Origin of the sequence: Rhodanobacter umsongensis, assembly GCF_042654965.1 — a bacterium.
GTDB classification, from domain to species: Bacteria; Pseudomonadota; Gammaproteobacteria; order Xanthomonadales; family Rhodanobacteraceae; genus Rhodanobacter; species Rhodanobacter umsongensis.
This window is the reverse complement of sequence record NZ_JBHSMK010000002.1, coordinates 839913-860847: the sequence shown is the minus strand read 5'-3', so window position 1 is coordinate 860847 and position 20935 is coordinate 839913. Positions and strand designations below refer to the sequence as shown.

20 protein-coding genes and 1 tRNA gene are annotated in these 20935 nt (G+C 65.2%); 12 read left to right on the top strand and 9 right to left on the bottom strand.

The genetic code is table 11. The features are described 5' to 3' along the window. Window positions 1-11 precede the first annotated feature (11 nt). The 7 genes from ACFPME_RS04175 to rpsB form a co-directional block, all read right to left on the bottom strand. Complete coding sequence (locus tag ACFPME_RS04175) at window positions 12-1202, bottom strand: 1-deoxy-D-xylulose-5-phosphate reductoisomerase (RefSeq protein WP_377302851.1); 1191 nt, start codon at window positions 1200-1202, stop codon at window positions 12-14. After that, window positions 1202-2026, bottom strand: coding sequence for a phosphatidate cytidylyltransferase (locus ACFPME_RS04170; RefSeq protein WP_377302317.1), 825 nt, complete (start codon window positions 2024-2026; stop codon window positions 1202-1204). Before ACFPME_RS04170 ends, ACFPME_RS04175 begins: the two co-directional genes overlap by 1 nt. A gap of 8 nt (window positions 2027-2034) precedes the next feature. Beyond that, window positions 2035-2769, bottom strand: a complete 735-nt coding sequence (gene uppS / locus ACFPME_RS04165; protein ID WP_377302315.1) for a polyprenyl diphosphate synthase — start codon at window positions 2767-2769, stop codon at window positions 2035-2037. 17 nt (window positions 2770-2786) lie between these two features. Continuing rightward, window positions 2787-3344: a ribosome recycling factor gene (gene frr, locus ACFPME_RS04160; RefSeq protein ID WP_377302313.1), complete on the bottom strand. Its 558-nt coding sequence runs from the start codon at window positions 3342-3344 to the stop codon at window positions 2787-2789. Window positions 3345-3414: 70 nt separating this feature from the next. Beyond that, window positions 3415-4137 (bottom strand): UMP kinase, encoded by a 723-nt coding sequence (gene pyrH, locus ACFPME_RS04155; protein ID WP_377302311.1) that lies wholly within the window; start codon window positions 4135-4137, stop codon window positions 3415-3417. Between the two features lie 201 nt (window positions 4138-4338). Beyond that, entirely contained in the window at window positions 4339-5217 is an 879-nt protein-coding gene (gene tsf / locus ACFPME_RS04150; RefSeq protein ID WP_377302309.1) for a translation elongation factor Ts, read from the bottom strand. A gap of 98 nt (window positions 5218-5315) precedes the next feature. Then, window positions 5316-6188: a 30S ribosomal protein S2 gene (rpsB, locus tag ACFPME_RS04145; protein ID WP_377302307.1), complete on the bottom strand. Its 873-nt coding sequence runs from the start codon at window positions 6186-6188 to the stop codon at window positions 5316-5318. Between the two features lie 326 nt (window positions 6189-6514). Here rpsB and map point away from each other — a divergent pair, with 326 nt between their 5' ends. The 3 genes from map to ACFPME_RS04130 all read left to right on the top strand — a co-directional run bounded on the left by map (window position 6515) and on the right by ACFPME_RS04130 (window position 10537). After that, entirely contained in the window at window positions 6515-7279 is a 765-nt protein-coding gene (gene map / locus ACFPME_RS04140; protein WP_377302305.1) for a type I methionyl aminopeptidase, read from the top strand. Window positions 7280-7367: 88 nt separating this feature from the next. Then, window positions 7368-10013 carry a [protein-PII] uridylyltransferase gene (gene glnD, locus ACFPME_RS04135; RefSeq protein ID WP_377302303.1) on the top strand — a complete coding sequence of 882 codons (2646 nt, stop codon included), beginning with the start codon at window positions 7368-7370 and terminating at the stop codon, window positions 10011-10013. Between the two features lie 74 nt (window positions 10014-10087). Continuing rightward, entirely contained in the window at window positions 10088-10537 is a 450-nt protein-coding gene (locus ACFPME_RS04130; protein ID WP_377302301.1) for a CopD family protein, read from the top strand. 40 nt (window positions 10538-10577) lie between these two features. Here the strand turns inward: ACFPME_RS04130 and ACFPME_RS04125 are convergent, their stop codons facing one another. Then, window positions 10578-11588: an NAD-dependent epimerase gene (locus tag ACFPME_RS04125; RefSeq protein ID WP_377302299.1), complete on the bottom strand. Its 1011-nt coding sequence runs from the start codon at window positions 11586-11588 to the stop codon at window positions 10578-10580. A gap of 253 nt (window positions 11589-11841) precedes the next feature. On the opposite strand from ACFPME_RS04125, the gene thrS reads away from it, so the two are divergent. The 9 genes from thrS to ACFPME_RS04080 all read left to right on the top strand — a co-directional run bounded on the left by thrS (window position 11842) and on the right by ACFPME_RS04080 (window position 19545). After that, window positions 11842-13743, top strand: coding sequence for a threonine--tRNA ligase (gene thrS, locus ACFPME_RS04120; RefSeq protein ID WP_377302297.1), 1902 nt, complete (start codon window positions 11842-11844; stop codon window positions 13741-13743). Between the two features lie 44 nt (window positions 13744-13787). Continuing rightward, window positions 13788-14312, top strand: coding sequence for a translation initiation factor IF-3 (gene infC, locus ACFPME_RS04115; protein WP_377302849.1), 525 nt, complete (start codon window positions 13788-13790; stop codon window positions 14310-14312). Window positions 14313-14640: 328 nt separating this feature from the next. Beyond that, on the top strand, window positions 14641-14838 hold the full coding sequence (gene rpmI / locus ACFPME_RS04110; RefSeq protein ID WP_077445148.1) for a 50S ribosomal protein L35: 198 nt from the start codon (window positions 14641-14643) through the stop codon (window positions 14836-14838). 16 nt (window positions 14839-14854) lie between these two features. Further along, complete coding sequence (rplT, locus tag ACFPME_RS04105; protein ID WP_072757645.1) at window positions 14855-15214, top strand: 50S ribosomal protein L20; 360 nt, start codon at window positions 14855-14857, stop codon at window positions 15212-15214. A gap of 137 nt (window positions 15215-15351) precedes the next feature. Next, window positions 15352-16347: a phenylalanine--tRNA ligase subunit alpha gene (gene pheS, locus ACFPME_RS04100; RefSeq protein ID WP_377302294.1), complete on the top strand. Its 996-nt coding sequence runs from the start codon at window positions 15352-15354 to the stop codon at window positions 16345-16347. A 37-nt stretch (window positions 16348-16384) separates the two neighbouring features. After that, window positions 16385-18760 carry a phenylalanine--tRNA ligase subunit beta gene (gene pheT / locus ACFPME_RS04095; protein WP_377302292.1) on the top strand — a complete coding sequence of 792 codons (2376 nt, stop codon included), beginning with the start codon at window positions 16385-16387 and terminating at the stop codon, window positions 18758-18760. A 1-nt stretch (window position 18761) separates the two neighbouring features. Continuing rightward, window positions 18762-19061 (top strand): integration host factor subunit alpha, encoded by a 300-nt coding sequence (ihfA, locus tag ACFPME_RS04090; protein ID WP_077442396.1) that lies wholly within the window; start codon window positions 18762-18764, stop codon window positions 19059-19061. Continuing rightward, a complete protein-coding gene (locus tag ACFPME_RS04085) occupies window positions 19042-19398 on the top strand; it encodes a MerR family transcriptional regulator (protein ID WP_056386704.1) in 357 nt (118 codons plus the stop codon). Before ihfA ends, ACFPME_RS04085 begins: the two co-directional genes overlap by 20 nt. A gap of 70 nt (window positions 19399-19468) precedes the next feature. After that, window positions 19469-19545: transfer RNA gene (locus ACFPME_RS04080), tRNA-Pro, on the top strand. A gap of 143 nt (window positions 19546-19688) precedes the next feature. On the opposite strand, the gene serA is transcribed toward ACFPME_RS04080, so the two are convergent. Next, on the bottom strand, window positions 19689-20921 hold the full coding sequence (gene serA / locus ACFPME_RS04075; RefSeq protein ID WP_377302288.1) for a phosphoglycerate dehydrogenase: 1233 nt from the start codon (window positions 20919-20921) through the stop codon (window positions 19689-19691). Window positions 20922-20935: the final 14 nt, after the last annotated feature.

Here is a 20935-nt window from a genome sequence, read left to right as displayed (position 1 = left end):
AAGCAAGAATATCAGCAAGCATTGCGCAGGATGCGGCGGGCTGCTTCACGGGCGACCCGGTCGCGTTCACACAGGGACTCAACATCGACCACGGCCTGCGCCGGCAGTTCCGCCAGCACCGCCTCGACCACGTCGGCAATCGACAGGAACGGCAGCGCGCCGGCCAGGAAGGCCTCCACCGCGATCTCGTTGGCGGCGTTCAGCACGGCTGGGGCGTCGCCGCCTTCGCGCAGCGCCTGGAATGCCAGCGCCAGGCAGCGGAAGGTGAGCAGATCCGGCGGCTCGAACTGGAGCGGCGCGCACGCTGTCAGATCCAGCGGGGCGACGCCGGCCTCCACCCGCTCCGGCCAGGCCAGCGCATGGGCTATGGCGGTGCGCATGTCCGGGTTGCCCAGCTGCGCCAGCACCGAGCCGTCGTCGTACTCGACCATCGAATGGATCAGGCTTTGCGGATGCACCACCACATCGATCGCATCGGCCGGCGCGCCGAAGAGGTGGTGCGCCTCGATCACCTCCAGCCCTTTGTTCATCAAGGTGGCCGAGTCGACCGAGATCTTGCGGCCCATCACCCAGTTCGGATGTTTGCAGGCCTGCTCCGGCGTGATATCGGCCAGCTGCGCCCGCGTGCGGCCGCGGAAGGGGCCGCCGGATGCGGTCAGGATGAGGCGGCGCACGCCCCCTTTGCGCAAGGCCGGTTGCTGGCCGGGCAGGCACTGCGGGGGCAGGCACTGGAACAGCGCGTTGTGTTCGGAATCGACCGGGATCAATGCGCCGCCGCCACGGTTCACCGCGTCCAGCAGCAGCGGCCCGGCCATAACGATCGATTCCTTGTTGGCCAGCAGCAGGCGCTTGCCCGCCCGCGCCGCGGCCAGCGTCGATGCCAGTCCGGCGGCACCCACTATCGCGGCCACGACCGTGTCGCACAGGTTGCTGGCCGCCGCGGCGGTCACGGCGGCGTGGCCGCTGGCCACTTCGCAATGCACGCCTGCCGCGCGGAGCCGGCGCGCCAGCTCCGCCTGCATGGCCGCGTCGGCGATCACCGCCAGTTGCGGGCGGTGCTGCACGCACAGCGCAACCAATGCTTCGACATTGCGATGGGCGGTGAGCACGGTGGCGCGGAAGCGATCCGGATGACGCGCGATGACGTCAAGCGTGCTGCCGCCGATGGAGCCGGTGGCGCCGAGGACGGCGACGTTGTTCATCATGGCCCCGGAAGATCCAGCAGCAGCACGCCGGCGGCAAATACCGGCAACGCGGCGAACACGCTGTCCAGTCGGTCCATCAGGCCGCCGTGTCCAGGGAAAATGCTGCCCGAATCCTTGACCCGGGCGTGCCGCTTCATCAGGCTCTCGATCAGGTCGCCAACGATCGAGACCGCCACGGTGATCGCCGCCAGACATGCCAGCGCGGCCAGCCGGCCGTCTCGGACCCCGAGCAGCCAGCCGCCGACGCCGGCCACCAGCACGCCCGCCACCATGGCGCCATAGGCGCCGGCCCAGGTTTTGCCGGGACTGATCTGCGGGGCCAGCTTGCGCTTGCCGAATGTGCGGCCGCTGAAATAGGCGCCGATATCGGAGGTCCACACGATCACCAGCGCAAGCAGGGTCCACCAGTGGCCGTGCGGCTGGGCGTGGATGGCGGTCAGCGCGACCCACGCGGGAAATATCACGAACGCGCCGCCCAACAGCTTCAGCGCGCGATTTTCGCCGGTGGGCGCCGCGCCGAATGCAAAGTGGCGCAGCCACACGCAGGCCAGCAACCACCACGCAACTCCGGCACCCAGCAGCAGCGGGGTAGCCGCGGTGCCGTGCAGCCGCCACAGCAACGCGAAGACCACCATCGCCACGACCAGCAGCCCGACCTGGGCGGCACGGTTTTTCAGCCCGCTGAGCTCGGCCCATTCCCACCAGGCCGCCAGAAACGCCACCGAGACGATCAACGCGAATATGGCGGTCGACGGCAGCAGGATGATCAGGATCGCCAGGGGCGCGAGCACCAGGGCGGTAAGAAAGCGCTGAAGCAGCATGGGAATCCTCAGGAGGCGGTGGCGGGCCGCTCACTTATGCGGCCGTAACGGCGCTCGCGGCGGGCATAGTCTTCGATGGCCTGGCGCAGGCAAGCCTGGTCGAAATCGGGCCACAAGGTATCGGTAAAATACAGTTCGGCGTAGGCGACCTGCCATAACAGGAAGTTGCTGATGCGGCATTCGCCACCGGTGCGGATGAACAGGTCCAGTGGCGGCAGGTCGGCCAGACTCATCCACTGGCCCAGCCGGGTTTCGTCGATCTCGTCCACGCGCAACTCGCCGCGCGCCACCGCGGCGGCGGCCTGGCGGCTGGCCTGCACGATGTCCCAGCGGCCGCCGTAGCTCACCGCGATGTTCACCTGCAGCTCGTCGTTGCCGGCCGTATGGTCCATGGCGGACCGCATGCGCTGGCGCAACGGCTCGTCGAACGCCGCCAGGTCACCGATGAAGCGCAGGCGCACGCCGTGGCCATGCAGTTCGTCCACTTCCTTGTCCAGCGCGCGCACGAACAGACCCATCAGGGCGCCCACTTCGTCCTGCGGGCGCTGCCAGTTCTCGCTGGAGAACGCAAACAGGGTCAGCGCCTGCACGCCTTCGCGCAAACAGGCCTCGATCACCTCGCGCACCGCCTTGCGCCCGGCGTTGTGGCCGAAGCTGCGTGGACGATGGCGAGCCTTGGCCCAGCGGCCGTTGCCGTCCATCACGATGGCGATATGGCGCGGAACGGCTTCGGCGCCGGGCATGGCGGAAGTGATGGCGCTCAGAGCGCCATCAGCTCCTCTTCCTTCGCCTTGACCACGGCGTCGACATCCTTGACCGCGCGATCGGTGAGCTTCTGGATTTCATCATCGATGCGGCGATCGTCGTCTTCGGTGATCAGCTTCTCCTTGAGCAGGTCCTTGACCTGCTGCAGGGCGTCGCGGCGCACGTTGCGGATCGCGATCTTGGCGTTCTCGCCTTCATGGCCGACATGTTTGGCCAGTTCCCTGCGGCGCTCCTCGGTGAGCGGCGGCATGTTCAGGCGGATCACGGTGCCGGCGGTGGTCGGTGTGATGCCCAGGTCGGAGGCCATCAGCGCCTTCTCGATCGGCGCCACCATGGTTTTTTCCCACGGCGTGATGAGGATGGTGCGTCCGTCGGCCAGGGATACCGAGGCGACCTGGGTCAACGGCATGTCGGCGCCGTAGTAGGGCACCTTGATGCCATCGACCAGCGCGGTGCTGGCGCGACCGGTGCGGATGCGGGTGAGGTCGTGCTTGAGTGATTCGATACTCTTGCCCATGCGGGTCTGGGCATCGTTCTTGATGTCATTGAGCATGTGCGTATCCCGGCGAAATCAGCAACATTCGATTATAGCAGTGACGGAGCGGCGGCTTGGCAGGATGCGATCAGTCGCCGTCGACCAGGGTGCCGATCGGCTGGCCCTGCATGATCCGCATCAGGTTGCCCGGGACGGTCATGTCGTAGATGCGCAGCGGCAATTTCTGGTCACGACACAGGGCGATCGCGGCCGTGTCCATCACCGCCAGCTTGCGCTCGATCACGTCGTCGTAGCCGAGCCGGTCGTAACGGGTGGCATGGCGATCCTTGGCCGGATCGGCGGTGTAGACGCCATCGACCTTGGTCGCCTTGAGCAACAGGTCGGCGCCGATTTCCACCGCGCGCAGGGCGGCGGCCGAATCCGTGGTGAAGAACGGGTTGCCGGTGCCGGCGGCGAACAGCACGATGCGGCCCTTCTCGATGTGACGGATGGCGCGGCGGCGGATGTAGTCCTCGGCCACGTCATGAATCTGGATCGCACTGGTCACGCGCGCAAAGCCGCCGCGTTTCTCGATCGCGTCCTGCATCGCCAGCGCGTTCATCACCGTGGCCAGCATGCCCATGTGATCGCCGGTAACCCGGTCCATGCCGGCCGCGGCCAGGCCGGCGCCGCGGAAGATGTTGCCGCCGCCGATCACGATGCCGATCTGGACTCCAGCCTTCTGCACCTCGATGATCTCGTCGGCGAGCCGGCCGATCACTTTCGGATCGATGCCGTAGTCGGCCTCGCCCATCAGCGCTTCACCGGAGAGCTTGAGCAGGATGCGGTGGTACTTGGGCTGGTCGCTCATGGAATCTCCGGATTGTGTGGGCAAACCGGTGCATTGTAGCTGCAGCGGGCACCTGCCGGAACGCTGGCGTGGTGCTGTCGCTGCAATGGTTGGGAGCTTCCGCCGCCCCAAGCGGGTGACGACGTGATTCATAAGGGGTTCGCCCACAAAAAAGGCCGCGGTTTCCCGCGGCCTTTTTTGCAGCTTGATGCCTGGAGTCGCTTAGACCTGCATCGCCTTGGCCACTTCGGCCAAGTAGTCTTCCTGGACCTTTTCGATGCCTTCGCCGACGGCCAGACGGGCCACCGAGATGACATCGGCGCCTTCCTTCTTCAGCGCGTCGGCTACGCTCGTGTTGGTGTCCAGCACGTACGGCTGACCGAGCAGGGTGACTTCGGCGATGATCTTGTGGACCTTGCCGGCGACAATCTTCTCGAGGATCTCGGCCGGCTTGGCCTTTTCCTTGTCCGACATCTGGCTCAGCGCGATGTCCTTTTCCTTGGCCAGGAATTCGGCGGGAACGTCCTCGGCGCGGACATAGGCCGGGTTCATTGCGGCGACATGCATCGCGATGCCCTTGGCCAGCTCTTCGGAGCCGCCCTTGAGCGCGACCAGCACGCCGATGCGGCCGCCGTGGGTGTAGCTGCCGATCACGCCATCATTCTTCACGACGGCCATGCGGCGTACGTCGATCTTCTCGCCGATGGTGGCGATCAGGACCTTGGCGGCTTCCTCGACGTTGCTGGCCCCCGGATAGGCGGCAGCCTTCAGCGCGTCGATGTCGGCGGCGCCGGAATTCAGCGCCACGTCCGCGACGGTGTCGGTGAACTTCAGGAAGCTGGCATCTTTGCCGACGAAGTCGGTCTCGCAGTTGATCTCGACCAGCACGGCCTTGCCCGGTGCCTGGGCGGCCACGATGCGGCCTTCGGCGGCGATGCGGCTGGCCTTCTTGTCGGCCTTGGCCAGGCCGGACTTGCGCAGCCATTCCATCGCGATTTCGATGTCGCCGTTGTTCTCGACCAGCGCCTTCTTGCATTCCATCATGCCGGCGCCGGACCGCTCGCGCAGGTCCTTGACCAGTTGGGCGGAAATATTGCTCATCGGTAGTCCTCTAATGCTTGATGCGCCGTGGCAGTTGAGTGCCACGGCGCGGTTATCGCGTGCGGATGCGACAGCGGAATCACCCGCCGTCGTTGCGCCTACTTGGCGGCAGGTGCGCCGTCGTTGCGCGGCCCGCGGCCGCCTTCACGGCCGCCGTCGCGGCGCGGTGCGCTCTTGCGCGGGGCGGCGTCGCGGCGCGGGGCCGGCTTGCGATCGATCTTGGCGACCGGGTTGCCTTCCTCGTCCAGTTCGACGAAGTCGTTCGCGTCGCCCTGGGCGGCGGCCGGCGCGGCAGCCTTGCCTTCGAGGATCGAGTCGGCGGCGGCACGGGCGTACAGCTGGATCGCGCGGATCGCGTCGTCATTGCCCGGGATGGCGTAGTCGACCAGTTCCGGGTTGTAGTTGGTGTCGACCACGGCGATCACCGGGATGCCCAGCTTCTTGGCTTCCTGCACGGCGATGTCTTCGTGGCCGATGTCGATCACGAACAGCGCGTCGGGCAGGCGGTTCATGTCCTTGATGCCGCCCAGCGAAGCCTGCAGCTTGTCGCGCTCGCGGCGACGGGCCAGCACTTCGTGCTTGACCAGCTTCTCGAACGAGCCGTCGGTCTCGGCCGCTTCCAGCTCCTTCAGGCGCGACACGGACTGCTTCACGGTGCGGAAGTTGGTCAGCATGCCGCCGAGCCAGCGCGAGGTGACGAACGGCATGCCGGCGCGTGCAGCCTCTTCGGCGAGCGGCTCGCGGGCCGAGCGCTTGGTGCCCACGAACAGCACGGTGCCGCGCTTCTGCGCCAGGCCCGACAGGAAATTCATCGCATCGGTGAACAGCGGCAGGGTCTTTTCGAGATTGATGATATGGATCTTGCCGCGGGCGCCGAAGATGTACGGGGCCATCTTGGGGTTCCAGTAACGGGTCTGGTGACCGAAATGGACGCCGGCTTCGAGCATCTGGCGCATGGTGACTTGGGCCATGGGTGTAACTCCGAATTGTATGGGCTCGATGAGCCCGGGGGTTGGGACCTCCACGCATCCCCGGCTTCGACCGCGACCAGCCCGACTGCATTGGTGGGCAAGGCGCAGCACCCCGAAGGCGGTGCCGATGCGTGTGTGGCGTTGGTTTGGGTGTTGTACCGCTGGGGGTTACAATCCCGGTTCGCTTTGCGCTGGCCGACTGCCGAAACAGCCACGCCAGATCAGCAAAACTCCGAAATTGTAGCCGGTGCGCCGGCAGCGCGGCAAGTTGCCGGCGGTTTTTGCGTTGAACCGCCGGGCTTCTGTCGCCATATGAAGTGGAATCCATGGCCATTACCCTGAAATCCCCCGAAGACCTCGAAGGCATGCGCGTCGCCGGCAAGCTGGCCGCCGAAGTGCTGGCGATGCTCAAGGAGTACGTCAAGCCCGGCGTCACTACCGAGGAGCTGGACCGGCGCGCCTACGAGCACATCGTCAACGTGCAGAAGGCGATTCCCGCCAACGTCGGCTACCACGGGTTTCCCAAGACCCTGTGCGCCTCGGTCAACCACGTGATCTGCCACGGCATCCCGAACGAGGGCAAGGTGCTCAGGGACGGCGACATCGTCAACCTGGACGTCACCGTGATCAAAGACGGCTGGCATGGCGACACCAGCCGCATGTACATCGCGGGCACGCCGTCCGTACTGGCCAGGCGGCTGGTCGACATCACCTTCGAGGCGATGATGCGCGGCATCGAAGCAGTGCGCCCGGGCGCCACCCTGGGCGACATCGGTCACGCGATCCAGCAGCATGCCGAGGCGGCCGGTTTCAGCGTGGTGAGGGAATACTGCGGTCACGGCATCGGCAAGGTCTATCACGACGAGCCGCAGGTGCTGCACTACGGCAAGCCCGGCATGGGCGTGGAGCTGAAGAAAGGCATGACCTTCACCATCGAGCCGATGATCAACGCCGGCAAGCCGCATACCCGCCAGTTGCCGGATGGCTGGACGGTGGTGACCAAGGACCATTCGCTGTCGGCGCAATGGGAGCACACCATAGCGGTGACCGACGACGGCTTCGAGATACTCACGGCGTGGCCGGACGCCTGATGATTCCCTTGTAGGAACCCGTCGGCGGGATGCTTCCGAAGGCATCGCCCGCCAGCGGATTTCCACGCGCTCGGAGAATCGCCAAGTCATGCCGTCCAACTCTCCCATCGCCCTGCCGCCGTTGCCGCGCCTGCCGGTGGCGGTGCCGCGTTCGGGCGTGTCGGCGGAAGCACGCCGCGCCTTGCGGCAGCTGCTGGGCGATGTCGACCGGGCGCTTGCCACCGCGTTTCGCAACGGCGCCGATGCCAGTGCGCTTGCGCGGCGGCGGGGCGAGTCGGTGGAGCGGGTGGTGGCCCATGTGTGGATGGCCTGCCTGGGCGAGGTCGGCGGGACGGCACTGTTCGCGGTCGGCGGCTTCGGTCGAGGCCTGCTGTTTCCGTACTCGGATGTCGATCTGCTGGCGCTGGTGAGCCTGCCCGACCCGGCACGGTTGCGCGCGCTGGAGCAGTTCTTCGCCACGCTGTGGGATACCGGCCTCAAGGTCGGCCATGCGGTGCGCGATCCGGTGCAATGCCGCGCGCTGGCCGCGCAGGATGCCAGTGTGTTCACCAGTTTGCTGGACGCGCGGCGGCTGGCCGGGGATCCGGCGCTCGACGAGCGTTTGCGCGCCATCGTCGATGATCCCGCACTGTGGCCGCCGCCGAGATACCTGGCCGCACGGCTGGCCGAACGCGATGCGCGTCACGCCCGCTACGACGATACCGCCTACAACCTGGAGCCGAACCTCAAGGACGGCCCGGGCGGCCTGCGCACGCTCGATTCGCTGCGCTGGATGGCGCGGCGGCTGGCGCACGTGGACGACCTGGCCGGAATGGTGGCCGAGGGGCTGCTGGATCCGGCCGAGCTGGCCACGCTGGAGCTGTCCGAAGCGACCTTGCGCCGCTATCGCTACGCGCTGCATCTGGAAGCCGGCAGGCCGGAGGAGCGGTTGTTGTTCGATTACCAGCGGGCGCTGGCAACCCGGCTGGGCTTCGAGGATGAGCATGAGAAAAACCTCGGCGTCGAGCAGTTCATGCAGGGCTACTACCGCGCGGCCAGCCAGGTCGAGCGGCTGGGTGTGCAGGTGGCCGAGCGCTTCGTGGAGATGCTGGAACCGCCGGGCGAGGCTGTGCCGGTCGGTGCAGATTTTCTGCGCTATGGCTCGCGGCTGGCTGCGCGTGATCCGCAATTGTTCATGCGGCGTCCTGCCGCGCTGGTGGAAATTTTCATCACTCGGCTGGACCAGCCCGGCGTGGTGGGTTTCAGCGCCGACACGATGCGGCGCATCCACCAGGCCACGGCGGCGCACGGCGACGCGCTGGCCGACGATGACGAAGTGCTGGCGGCCTTTCTGCGACTTCTTCGCCGCGGTGCGCCAGCGGTGGAGGCCCTGTGGCGGATGAACCGGCACGGTCTGCTGGCGGCGATCCTGCCGGCGTTCGGCAAGGTGTTCGGGCGCATGCAGTACGACCTGTTCCATGTCTACACGGTCGACGAACACACCTTGCGCGTATTGCGCAACGTGGCGCGTTTTGCCGACCCGGCCGCCCAGCACGAATTTGCGCTGGGCCGCGAAATCTGGGCTGGCCTGCCCAAGCCGGAAGTGCTGCTCCTTGCGGCGCTGTTCCATGACATCGCCAAGGGCCGCGGCGGCGATCACTCGGTGCTGGGTGAGGCCGACGCGCGCGCCTTCTGCACGCGACTGGGCTTGCCGCCCGGCGATGTCGAGCGGATCGCCTGGCTGGTGCGCTGGCATCTGCTGATGAGTACCACCGCCCAGCGGCAGGACATCACCGACCCCGACGTGGTGCACCAGTTTGCGGAACGGGTCGGCGAACGCGAACGGCTCGGACAGCTGTACCTGCTGACCATCGCCGATATCATCGGTACCAGTCCGCGCCTGTGGAATGGCTGGAAGGACAGGCTGTTGTCCGACTTGTGCGTGTCGACCCGTTATGCGCTGCGCAGCGATGTGGAGCTGCCGCGCGACGTCGGCGTGCGCGTGCGCGAATGCTCCGACTACGCGCTGGCGCTGCTGATGAACGAAGGGCATGCCGAAGCCGACGTGATGCGTGTATGGGCAGACTTTCCGCAGCTCAGTTTCCTGCGGCACCGGCCTGAACAGATCGCCTGGCAGACCACTTCGATCCTGCGCGCGAAAGGTGCGCTGCCGCTGGTCGCGGTGCATCCGCTGTCGGTACGCGGCAGCACCGAGCTGTTCGTCTATACGCCCGATCGCGACGGATTGTTCGCTACCGTCACCGCCGTGCTGGACCGCCTGCGCTTCTCGGTGGTGGAGTCGCGCATCCTCAGCTCGCCGACCGGCATGGCGCTGGACACCTTTCTGCTGCTGGATGCCGACAGCCAGCAGCCGGTCAGCACGGCGCGCGCCGAAGAGCTTCAGCAACGGCTGCAGCGGGCGTTGACCCAATCGAGCGGTGTGCAGCCCAGCATGCGCGGCATGTCACGCCATCAGAAGCATTTCCAGACGACCCCGAAGATCAGTTTCCATGCCGCCGGCGACCGCACCCAGCTTGCCCTGGTCGGTGCCGACCGCCCCGGCCTGCTGGCTGCGGTGGCGCAGGTCATGCTGCAGGTCGGAGTACGTGTGCACGATGCGCGCATTGCCACGTTCGGGGAACGCGTGGAGGACTTCTTCCAGCTGACCGACCGCCACAATGCCCCGCTCGATTCGGGTCTGCAGGAACGACTCCTGCAGGCGCTGATCGAGCGGATCGGACCGGCTCGGGATTGAGCGCGTTCCTGGCGCGATCGGGCTCGCGCTATCATCGCCGTCGCTGCGGATTGCAGCGGCCACGTGTATCGCCCATGACCTATCTGCTGATCAAGTCGCTGCATCTGCTGTTCGTCATCGCCTGGATGGCAACGGTGTTCTACCTGCCGCGGATCCTGGTGAACATGGCCGAGACCGCCAATGAGCCTGCCGTGCAGGCGCGGCTGCAGCTGATGGGACGGCGGCTGTACAAGTTCGGCCACAACATGTTCGGCATCGCGTTCGTGTTCGGGCTAGCCTTGTGGCAGGGCTGGCGGGTGTTTCCGCAGGCATTGCCAAACGTGACGGGGGGCATGCACTGGATCGACGCCAAACTCACCGCGGTCGCCGTGTTGCTGGCGTACTTCATCTGGTGCGGACGATTGCTCCGGCGCTGCGAAAAGAGCGCCGCCTTGCCGTCGTCACGAGCGCTGCGCTGGCTCAACGAGCTGCCGGTGCTGCTGCTGCTCGGCGTGATCTACCTGGTGATCGCCAAGCCGTTCTGAGACCGCGGCGCGGGAGGTTGCATCCACGGCCGTGCGCCGGTCAGCCTGCATGGTAGTAGCTGCGATACCACTCGGCGAAGCGGGCCACGCCATCCTCGATCGAGGTGCCCGGCGCGTAGCCCACTTCGCGGCGTAGCGCCGACACGTCGGCCCAGGTGTCGGGCACATCGCCAGGCTGCATCGGCAGCAGGCGCTTTTCCACGGTGCGACCGAGGTTCTGTTCCAGCAGTTCGATGAAGCGCAGCAACTGCACCGGCTGGTCGTTGCCCAGGTTGTAGACGCGGTACGGCGCATTCGACGTGCCGGGATTCGGCAGCTCGGCGTTGTATGCCGGATCGGGTTCGGCCGGGTGATCGAGCGTGCGGATCACGCCCTCGACGATGTCGTCGATATAGGTGAAGTCGCGGCTGTGATGGCCGAAGTTGAATACGTCGATCGGTTCGCCGCGGCTGATGCGATCGGCGAACAGGATCGGCGACATATCCGGCCGGCCCCACGGCCCATACACGGTGAAGAAGCGCAGGCCGGTGGTCGGCAGGCCGTATAGATGGCTATACGTGTGAGCCATCAGTTCATTGGCCTTCTTGCTGGCTGCGTACAGGCTGACCGGATGATCGACCGCATCCTCGACGGCGAATGGCAGCTTGCGGTTGGCGCCGTAGACCGAGCTGGACGAGGCGTAGACGAGGTGTTCGACCTTGTGGTCCCGGCATCCCTCCAGCACGTTCACGAAACCAGCCAGGTTGCTCCGCACGTAGGCGCGCGGGTTCCGGATCGAATAGCGCACGCCGGCCTGGGCCGCCAGGTTCACCACGCGCTGCGGCTTGAACGTGGCGAACGCCTGGTCCACGGCATCGGCGTCAGCCAGGTCGGCGCGTTGATGGGTGTAGTTCGGGTGGTCGGCGAAGCGCGCCAGGCGGGCTTCCTTCAGTGTCGGATCATAATAATCGTTGTGGTTGTCGAAGCCATGAATCACGTCGCCACGCGCCAGCAGGCGTTGCGCCAGGGCGGCGCCGATGAAGCCGGCGGTGCCGGTAACCAAAATGCGCATGGAAAACCCTCGGAAGACCCGCCCATTCTATAGCGGGGCGCTGTAGGCGAGCCCGTGAAGGCGAGGATTGACAGTGGATTTGGGCTAAACTAGCGTCTCTGCCGTTCCACAAGACCAAGGTGGCCCGCGCCAGCGCTGGCCGAGAGGTGCGACATGGCGACTACCCGCTGCTCCTGCTGATGCCCCCTGCGCCTTGTATGTTTTAACGAAAGAAGGGCGTATGCCCTTTTTTGCTTTTCAGAGAATGCTTCCCATGATTGAGATCACGCTACCCGACGGCAGCAAGCGGCCGTTCGATCACCCGGTTACCGTGCAGGAGGTCGCCGCCTCCATCGGCGCCGGTCTGGCCAAGGCGACGCTGGCCGGCAAGGTCGACGGCAAGCTGGTCGACGCCAGCTTTTCTATCGAGCACGACGCCAGCCTGCAGATCGTCACCGAGAAGAGCCCCGAGGCACTGGAGATCCTGCGCCATTCCACCGCGCACCTGATGGGCCAGGCGGTGCAGCGGCTGTTCCCTGGCGCGCAGGTCACGATCGGCCCGGTGATCGAGAACGGCTTCTATTACGACTTCGCCTACGAACGCCCGCTCACGCCCGACGATCTGCCGAAGATCGAGGCGGAGATGCACAAGATCGTGGCCGAACAGTTGCCGGTGACGCGCAGCGTGAAATCGCGCGACGAGGCGGTGGCGTTTTTCCGCGGCATGGGCGAGAGCTACAAGGCCGAGATCATCGCGTCGATTCCGTCGGACGAGCCGCTGTCGCTATATTCGCAGGGGGAGTTCACCGACCTGTGCCGCGGCCCGCACGTGCCGAACACCGGCAAGCTGCGTTCGTTCAAGCTGATGAAGGTGGCCGGCGCGTATTGGCGTGGCGATTCCAACAACGCCATGCTGTCGCGCATCTACGGCACCGCGTGGCTCAACGACAAGGACCTCAAGGCCTACCTGTACCAGCTTGAAGAGGCCGAAAAGCGCGACCATCGCAAGATCGGCAAACAGCTCGACCTGTTCCACCAGCAGGAAGAAAGCCCCGGCATGGTGTTCTGGCATCCGAACGGCTGGGCGATCTGGCAGCAGGTCGAGCAGTACATGCGCGGCGTCTACAAGAAGAGCGGCTACCAGGAAGTGCGCTGCCCGATGGTGCTGGACGTGTCGCTGTGGAAGAAGTCCGGGCACTGGGACAACTATGCCGAGAACATGTTCTTCACCGAGTCGGAGAAGCACACCTTCGCGCTGAAGCCGATGAACTGTCCGGGCCACGTGCAGGTGTTCAACACCGGCCTGCACAGCTACCGCGAGTTGCCGATCCGCTATGGCGAGTTCGGTGGTTGCCATCGCAACGAGCCGTCCGGCGCGCTGCACGGCATCATGCGCGTGCGTGCGTTCACCCAGGACGACGGCCACATCTTCTGCACGCCGGAGCAGGTCGAGGAGGAAGTCACCGCGTTCCACCTGCAGGCGATGAAGGTGTATGCCGACTTCGGCTTCACCGACCTGGCGATCAAGCTGGCGCTGCGGCCGGACAAGCGCATCGGTTCCGACGAATTCTGGGATCGCACCGAGGAAATGCTGCGCCGTGCGCTGCGTGCCGCCGGCGTGGAGTGGGAGGAGCTTCCCGGCGAGGGCGCGTTCTACGCCCCCAAGATCGAGTACCACCTGAAGGACTCGATCGGTCGCGCCTGGCAGGTCGGCACCATGCAGGTCGACTTCATGATGCCCGAGCGCCTCGACGCCGAGTACGTGGACGAGCACTCGCAGAAGCGGCATCCGGTGATGCTGCACCGGGCCATCGTCGGCTCGATGGAGCGCTTCATCGGCATCCTGATCGAGCACCATGCCGGCCTGCTGCCGCCTTGGCTCGCCCCGGTCCAGGCGGTGGTGTTCAATATCACCGACGCGCAGGCGGATTACGTGAGCCAGGTGGCGCAAACCCTTGTCGACAAAGGTTTCCGGGTACAATCCGATTTGCGCAACGAGAAAGTCGGCTATAAAATCCGCGAGCATACGATGCAGAAAGTGCCTTACCTGCTCGTGGTCGGTGACCGCGAGAAGGAAACGGGAACCGTTTCTGTGCGTACCCGTTCCGGCGAGGATCTGGGCAGCATGCCGCTGGCCGACTTCATCGAGCGATTGGAGACCGAAACCCGGCGTTGATTGCCGAGCGGTCTGTTTCATCACTTCTTCTGGAGGATCGTGGTATCGCAACCACCGACAACAAGGGCAACCGCCGTAACCTGGAAATCCGTGTGCCGCGGGTGCGTGTCATTGGTGCCGAGGCGGAACAGCTCGGCATCCTGACCCGCGACGAGGCGTTGGCACTGGCACAGGAAGCCGGCATGGATCTGGTCGAGATCCAGCCGAACGGCGATCCGCCGGTATGCCGCATCATGGATTACGGCAAGTTCAAGTTCGAGGCCCAGAAGAAAGTCCAGGCCGCCAAGAAGAAGCAGAAGCAGGTCGAGATCAAGGAAGTGAAGTTCCGTCCGGTCACCGACGTGGGCGACTACCAGATCAAGCTGCGCAACATGCTCCGCTTCCTGGAAGAGGGCGACAAGGTCAAGGTCACCATCCGCTTCCGCGGCCGCGAGATGTCGCATCAGGATCTGGGCCAGAATCTGGCCAAGAGGATCCAGGAAGACGTCGGCGAGAACGGCCAGGTCGAGTCCTTTCCGCGGCTCGAAGGACGTCAGATGGTCATGATGATCGGCCCCAAGAAGAAGTAAGCGCGGACGACGGCCTTCGGGCCGTCGTTTTGCATGGGCGGAGCCCCCACCGCGGGCGGTGCTTTATGGCGCGGGCCAAAAGGCGCCGATGCTGGCCCTCCGTGCATCGCCCGTGAATCCCACCTCATTCACCCTTTCCGAGGGGACTCTCGCGGGGCTGCCGGGAGAGAGGGAGCGTCGGCACCTGGTGCTGGCGCTGGGCTTTATGAACCCGTATGATTACGGGTTCGACCCGCAGGAAGGGTCGTGCACCGATCGTGGCAGGACGGAAAGCGTGGCCTTTGGGCCACCGCCAGATCAGTCAGAAACCGGACAAAGGAGCATTTCCATGCCCAAGATCAAGACCAACCGGGCGGCAGCGAAGCGTTTTCGCAAGACCGCGTCGGGCAAAATCAAGTGCGGCCACGCCTTCAAGTCACACATCCTGACCAAGAAGTCGACCAAGCGTAAGCGCGGTCTGCGTGCACCGAATCATCTGAAGGCGTGCGACACCAAGGGTGTAGCTCGCATGTTGCCGTACTTGTAAGACGAGGAGATAAACCATGGCTCGTGTAAAGCGTGGCGTTACCGCCCGTCGTCGCCACAAGAAAGTTATCGGTCGTGCCAAGGGCTATTACAACGCCCGCCGCAAGGTCTTCCGCGTCGCCAACCAGGCCGTCATCAAGGCCGGTCAGTACGCCTATATCGGCCGCAAGCAGCGCAAGCGCCAGTTCCGCGCGTTGTGGATCGTCCGCATCAACGCCGCTGCGCGCATGTTCGGGCTGTCCTACAGCCGCCTGATCAACGGCCTGAGCAAGGCCGGCATCACTGTCGACCGCAAGGTCCTCGCTGATATCGCCGTGCACGACATCAAGGCGTTTGAAGTGATCGCCGAGAAAGCGAAGGCCAGTCTGGCCGCTTGATCGTCGGACGCTGCTGCGTCAGCACGATATGATGTAAAGCAAGCGGAGAGGAGGCCACAGCCTCCTCTCCGTTTTCGTTTCTGTGGATCACAAGAGCCTGTTTTCAGCGAACGGGTTCGCTAGCGGGAATCGCATCGATGGACGATCTGGACAGTCGCGCCGCTCAGGCGCTGGCCGATATCGACGGGGCCGACACGCTCGAGGCGCTCGACGCAATGCGCGTCGGCCTGCTGGGCAAGAGTGGCGTTGTCACGGCCGCACTGAAGGCGCTTGGCGCGCTGGCGCCGGACGAGCGCAAGGCGCGCGGCGCTGCGGTGAACAGGGTGAAGGAACGTCTGGCCGACGCGCTCGCCGTCCGCAAGCAAGTGCTGGAGCAGGCCGAGCTGGATCGCCGGTTGGCCTCCGAGAAGCTCGATATCAGTCTGCCCGGTCGCGACGGCGAACGTGGTGGCATCCATCCGATCACCCGTGCGCTGGAGCGCATCGCCTCGATCTTCGCGCGGCTCGGTTACCAGCGTGCCGACGGTCCGGAGATCGAGGACGACTGGCACAACTTCGAGGCGCTGAACTTCCCGCCGCACCATCCGGCGCGCGCCATGCACGACACCTTCTATTTTGGTGACGGCCGCCTGCTGCGCACGCATACCTCGCCAGTGCAGATCCGTGCGATGGCCGGCCGCCAGCCTCCGATCCGCATCATCGCGCCGGGCAAGGTATACCGCAGCGACTCGGACCAGACCCATTCGCCGATGTTCCACCAGATCGAGGGCCTGCTGGTCGATGAGACATCCAGCATGGCCGATCTGAAGGGTACCCTGGCCGAGTTTTTGCGCGCGTTCTTCGAGCGTGACTTCGAGATGATGTTCAAGCCCACCTACTTCCCTTTCGTGGAACCTGGTGCCGACGTGATCATTCGCTGGGAGCAGGAAGACGGTTCGAGTCGCTGGCTGGAGGTGCTTGGCTGCGGCATGGTGCATCCGAACGTGCTCAGGAACGTGGGCATCGATCCGGAGCGTTATACCGGCTTCGCTTTCGGCATGGGTGTCGAGCGTCTGGCGATGTTGCGCTATGGCGTGAAGGATCTGCGCGCGTTCTTCGAGAACGACCTGCGCTTTCTCAAGCAGTTCGCCTGATGTCGTCGAATAAACCCCGCAGGCAGGAACGAGACCGATGAAATTTTCCGAGAACTGGCTGCGCGAACTGGTCGAGATCACGGCGGACCGTGATGCCCTCGCCCGAGCGTTGACCATGGCTGGCCTGGAAGTGGAAGACGTCACGCCGCTGGGCGAGGGCCTGCACGGCGTCGTGGTGGCGCAGATCGTCGCCGCCGAGAAACATCCCGAAGCCGATCGCCTGCAGATATGCAAGGTGGATGCCGGGCAGGGCGTGCTGCAGATCGTCTGTGGCGCGCCCAACGCGCGGGTCGGCATCAAGGTTCCGCTGGCCACGGTCGGCGCCAACCTGCCGGGCGGCATGGCGATCAAGGCGGCCAAGCTGCGTGGGGTCGAATCGTCCGGCATGCTGTGCTCGGCCTGCGAGCTGGGCATTGATGCCGATGCGTCCGGCCTGATGGAGTTGCCGGCGGACGCGCCCGTGGGCCGGTCGCTCGCTGACTACCTCGGGCTGCCGGACGCCAGTTTCGAGCTCAGCATCACTCCAAACCGTTCGGATTGCCTGAGCCTGCACGGTCTCGCCTACGACGTTGCAGCCTTGTTCGGCAGCGCGGCGAAGCTGCCCGAGCAATCTCCCGCGCCGGTTGCCAGCGCGTCGCGCCGGGGTATCCGGCTGCAGGCCGGCAAGGATGCTCCGCGTTATCTGGGGCGCATCGTCGAGGGCATCGATCCAGCCGCGCGCACGCCGCTATGGCTGAAGGAGCGGCTGCGTCGTTCCGGTCTGCGCCCGATCAGCCCGGTGGTCGATATCACCAATTACGTGATGCTGGAGCTGGGCCAGCCACTGCATGCGTTCGACAACGACATCCTGCAGGGCGATATCGTGGTACGCCATGCAGGCGCGGGCGAGACGCTGACACTGCTGGATGGCAACGAAGCGAAGCTGGATGAAGGCTTCGTGCTGATCGCCGACGAGCACAAGGCATTGGCGGTGGCCGGCGTGATGGGCGGATTCGACTCGCGCGTCACCGACACTACCCGAGACATTTTTCTCGAATCCGCGCACTTCGCGCCGGCGGCGATCATGGGCCGAGCACGCAAGCTGGGCTTGCACACAGAAGCGTCGCATCGCTTCGAGCGTGGTGTGGACCCCGCGCTGCCCCGCCGCGCGCTGGAGCGCGCCACCGAGCTGCTGCTGGCGATCGCCGGTGGCAAGGCCGGGCCGGTGTCGATGGCGGAGAACCTGGTGGACTTGTCATTGCCCGTCGCCGTGCGTCTGCGTCGCGCTCGTCTGGCGCGCGTGCTTGGCGTGGCCGTGGCGGATGCCGAAGTGACGCGCATCTTCGCGGCACTGGGCATGCAGGTGGAAACGACGGCGGAGGGTTGGCAGATCATCGCGCCGAGCAGCCGCTTCGACATCGAGCGTGAGGAAGACCTGATCGAGGAAGTCGCGCGCATCTTCGGTTACGACAACATTCCCACGCTGACACCAGCCGGCGCACTGACTTTGGCTGTCGAGCCGGAGGCTCGCATCGGCGAGCTGGCTCTGCGCGAGCAGTTGGCCGCGCGGGCCTATTACGAGGCGGTGAACCTGTCCTTCGTTTCAGCCGACCTGCTGGCGAGCTGGGGGTTTACCGAACGATTGGTGCCGCTGGCCAACCCGCTGTCGGCCGACCTGGCGGTGATGCGTCCGTCGCTGCTGCCGGGATTGATCGAAACGCTGCGTCACAACCATGCCCGCCAGCAGGCGCGGGTGCGTCTGTTCGAGGTGGCGCGGGTGTTCGGCGCCGGCGACCCCCCCGTGGAAACCCCGAGTCTGGCCATGGCCGCTTGCGGCGGTGCGCGTGCCGAGCAGTGGGGGGAGCCGTCGCGGCTGCTCGATTTCCATGACCTCAAGGGTGACCTGGATGCCTTGATCGCCTGGGGCGGCGAGCCACAGCGCTGGTCGGTGCACGCCGACCAGCTGCCGGGCTGGCTGCATCCCGGTCGCGGCGCCCGGGTGGCGCGTGATGGCGAGACCGTCGGTTATCTAGGCGCACTGCATCCGCAACTCGCCAAGGCGCTCGATCTGGGCGCCGACGTACATGTGCTGGAGCTGGCCCTGGAGCCGTTGCTGGCGCGTCGCCTGCCTCGCGCGCAGGCCGTGCCGCGCTTCCCGGCGGTACGACGCGATATCGCGGTGGATCTGCCGGAAACCGTCAACTGGTCACAAATCGAACAGCTTGTTCGCCACACGCTGGGCGAACGCCTGAAAGAACTGCGTCTATTCGATCGCTACAGCGGCAAGGGAGTCGAAGCGGGCCGAAAAAGCCTCGCTATGGGCTTGATTTTACAGGACGCTTCACGCACGCTTACCGATGACGACGCGGATCGTTGCGTACGCGAAGCGGTGGCTGCGTTGGAGCAAACATGCAAGGCAAGGTTGCGAGGATGAGATGGCGCTGACCAAGGCGGAGATGGCCGAGCGGCTTTTCCTCGATGTTGGCCTCAACAAGCGTGAGGCCAAGGAATTTGTGGACGCCTACTTCGAGGTGGTTCGCGAAGCACTGGAAAACGGGGAGCAGGTGAAGTTGTCCGGGTTCGGCAATTTCGACCTTCGGCTGAAGAACCAGCGACCTGGGCGCAACCCGAAAACCGGCGAGGAGATTCCGATCTCCGCCCGACGCGTGGTGACGTTCCGACCGGGACAGAAACTCAAGGTAAGAGTCGAGGGCTATGCTGGATCAAGGGAATAACACCGAGCTGCCTGCCATCCCGGCCAAGCGCTACTTCACCATTGGTGAGGTCGGCGAGTTGTGCGGCGTGAAACCTCACGTGCTGCGTTACTGGGAGCAGGAATTTCCTGCGCTCAATCCGGTCAAGCGTCGCGGCAACCGGCGCTACTACCAGCGTCACGACGTGCTGATGATTCGCCAGATCCGCTCGCTGCTTTACGACGAGGGCTTCACCATCACCGGTGCGCGCGCACGACTGGAAGGCCCGCAGGCGCGGATGGAGGCGAGCATTTCGCACCAGATCGTGCGGCAGGTACGGATGGAGCTGGAAGAAGTGCTGACCCTGCTGCGTCGTTGAGAATAAACCGCTGTCGATGGCTTCCGGCATGGGTCGATGAGCTGTTAGACTAGTCGTCTTGCCGAACCATCGGGGCGTAGCGCAGCCTGGTAGCGCATCTGCCTGGGGGGCAGAGGGTCGTCGGTTCAAATCCGGCCGCCCCGACCAGTTCGGCAATGCAATCATGACGGCACCCTCGGGTGCCGTTGTCGTTTCACGTCGTTCTTTTTTGCAGGGGCCGCTGGCGGGCGATGCCCTTCGGGCAGAGGGGCGTCCAACCGCAAGCGCGCTCCTGCGGTTGCACCCGGCCCTCAGTACAGGACGCGGCTGCGCAGGGTGCCGGGAATCGCCGCCAGCTGATCTTTCAGCACATTGGCCTGTTGCGCGTCGGCGCTGACGTCGATCACGACATAGCCCACTTCACTGTCGGTCTGAAGGAACTGCGCGTCGATGTTGATGTTGCCGGCGGAGAACAGCTCGTTGACGCGCGACAGCATGCCCGGCACGTTGCGGTGGATGTGCAGCAGGCGGCGGCTGTGCGGGTGCTCGGGCAAAGTGACTTCGGGGAAGTTCACCGCCGACAGGGTGGAACCGTTGTCGCTGTATCGGATCAGCTTGCTGGCGACCTCGATGCCGATGTTGTCCTGTGCCTCCAGCGTGCTGCCGCCGATGTGCGGTGTCAGGATCACGTTGTCCATGCCGATCAGCGGCGACACGAAGATGTCATCGTTTCCTTTCGGTTCCAGCGGGAACACGTCGACCGCAGCCCCGGCCAGAGCACCCTCGCGCAGCGCGGCGGCGAGTGCATCGATGTCCACCACGCTGCCGCGCGAGGCATTGATCAGCATCGCACCCGTGCGCATCCTCGCCAGTTGTTCGCGGCGGATCATCAGCTGCGTGGCGGGCGTTTCCGGCACGTGCAGCGTGACCACGTCGGCACGCTCAAGCAACTCGTCCAGGCTGGAAACCGCGCGCGCATTGCCCAGCGCCAGCTTGGTTTCGATATCGTGGAAAATCACCCGCATGCCCAGGCTCTCGGCAAGCACGCCGACCTGGGTGCCGATGTGGCCATAGCCGACGATACCGAGCACCTTGTCGCGCGTTTCATAGCTGCCGCTGGCCGACTTGGTCCAGCCGCCGCGATGGCACAGAGCATTCTTCTGCGGGATCCCACGCAGCAGCATGATCGCTTCGGCGATCACCAGTTCCGCCACGCTGCGCGTGTTGGAGTAAGGCGCGTTGAATACCGGCACGCCCAGCCTGCGCGCCGCGGCGAGATCCACCTGGTTGGTGCCGATGCAGAAGCAACCCAGCGCGATCAGCCGTTTCGCATGGCCCAGCACGTCGTCCGTGAGCTGCGTGCGCGAACGGATACCCACGATGTGCGCATCGCCGATGCGCCGCTTGAGCTCGTCTTCCGGCAGCGATTTCGCATGCAGTTCGACCTGGCTGTAGCCGGCGCGATGAAAACTCTCCACCGCGCTCGCGCTGACGCCCTCCAGCAACAAAACCTTGATGTCTTGGCGGGGATAGGAGGTCTGCATGCGTTGGCCCTCGA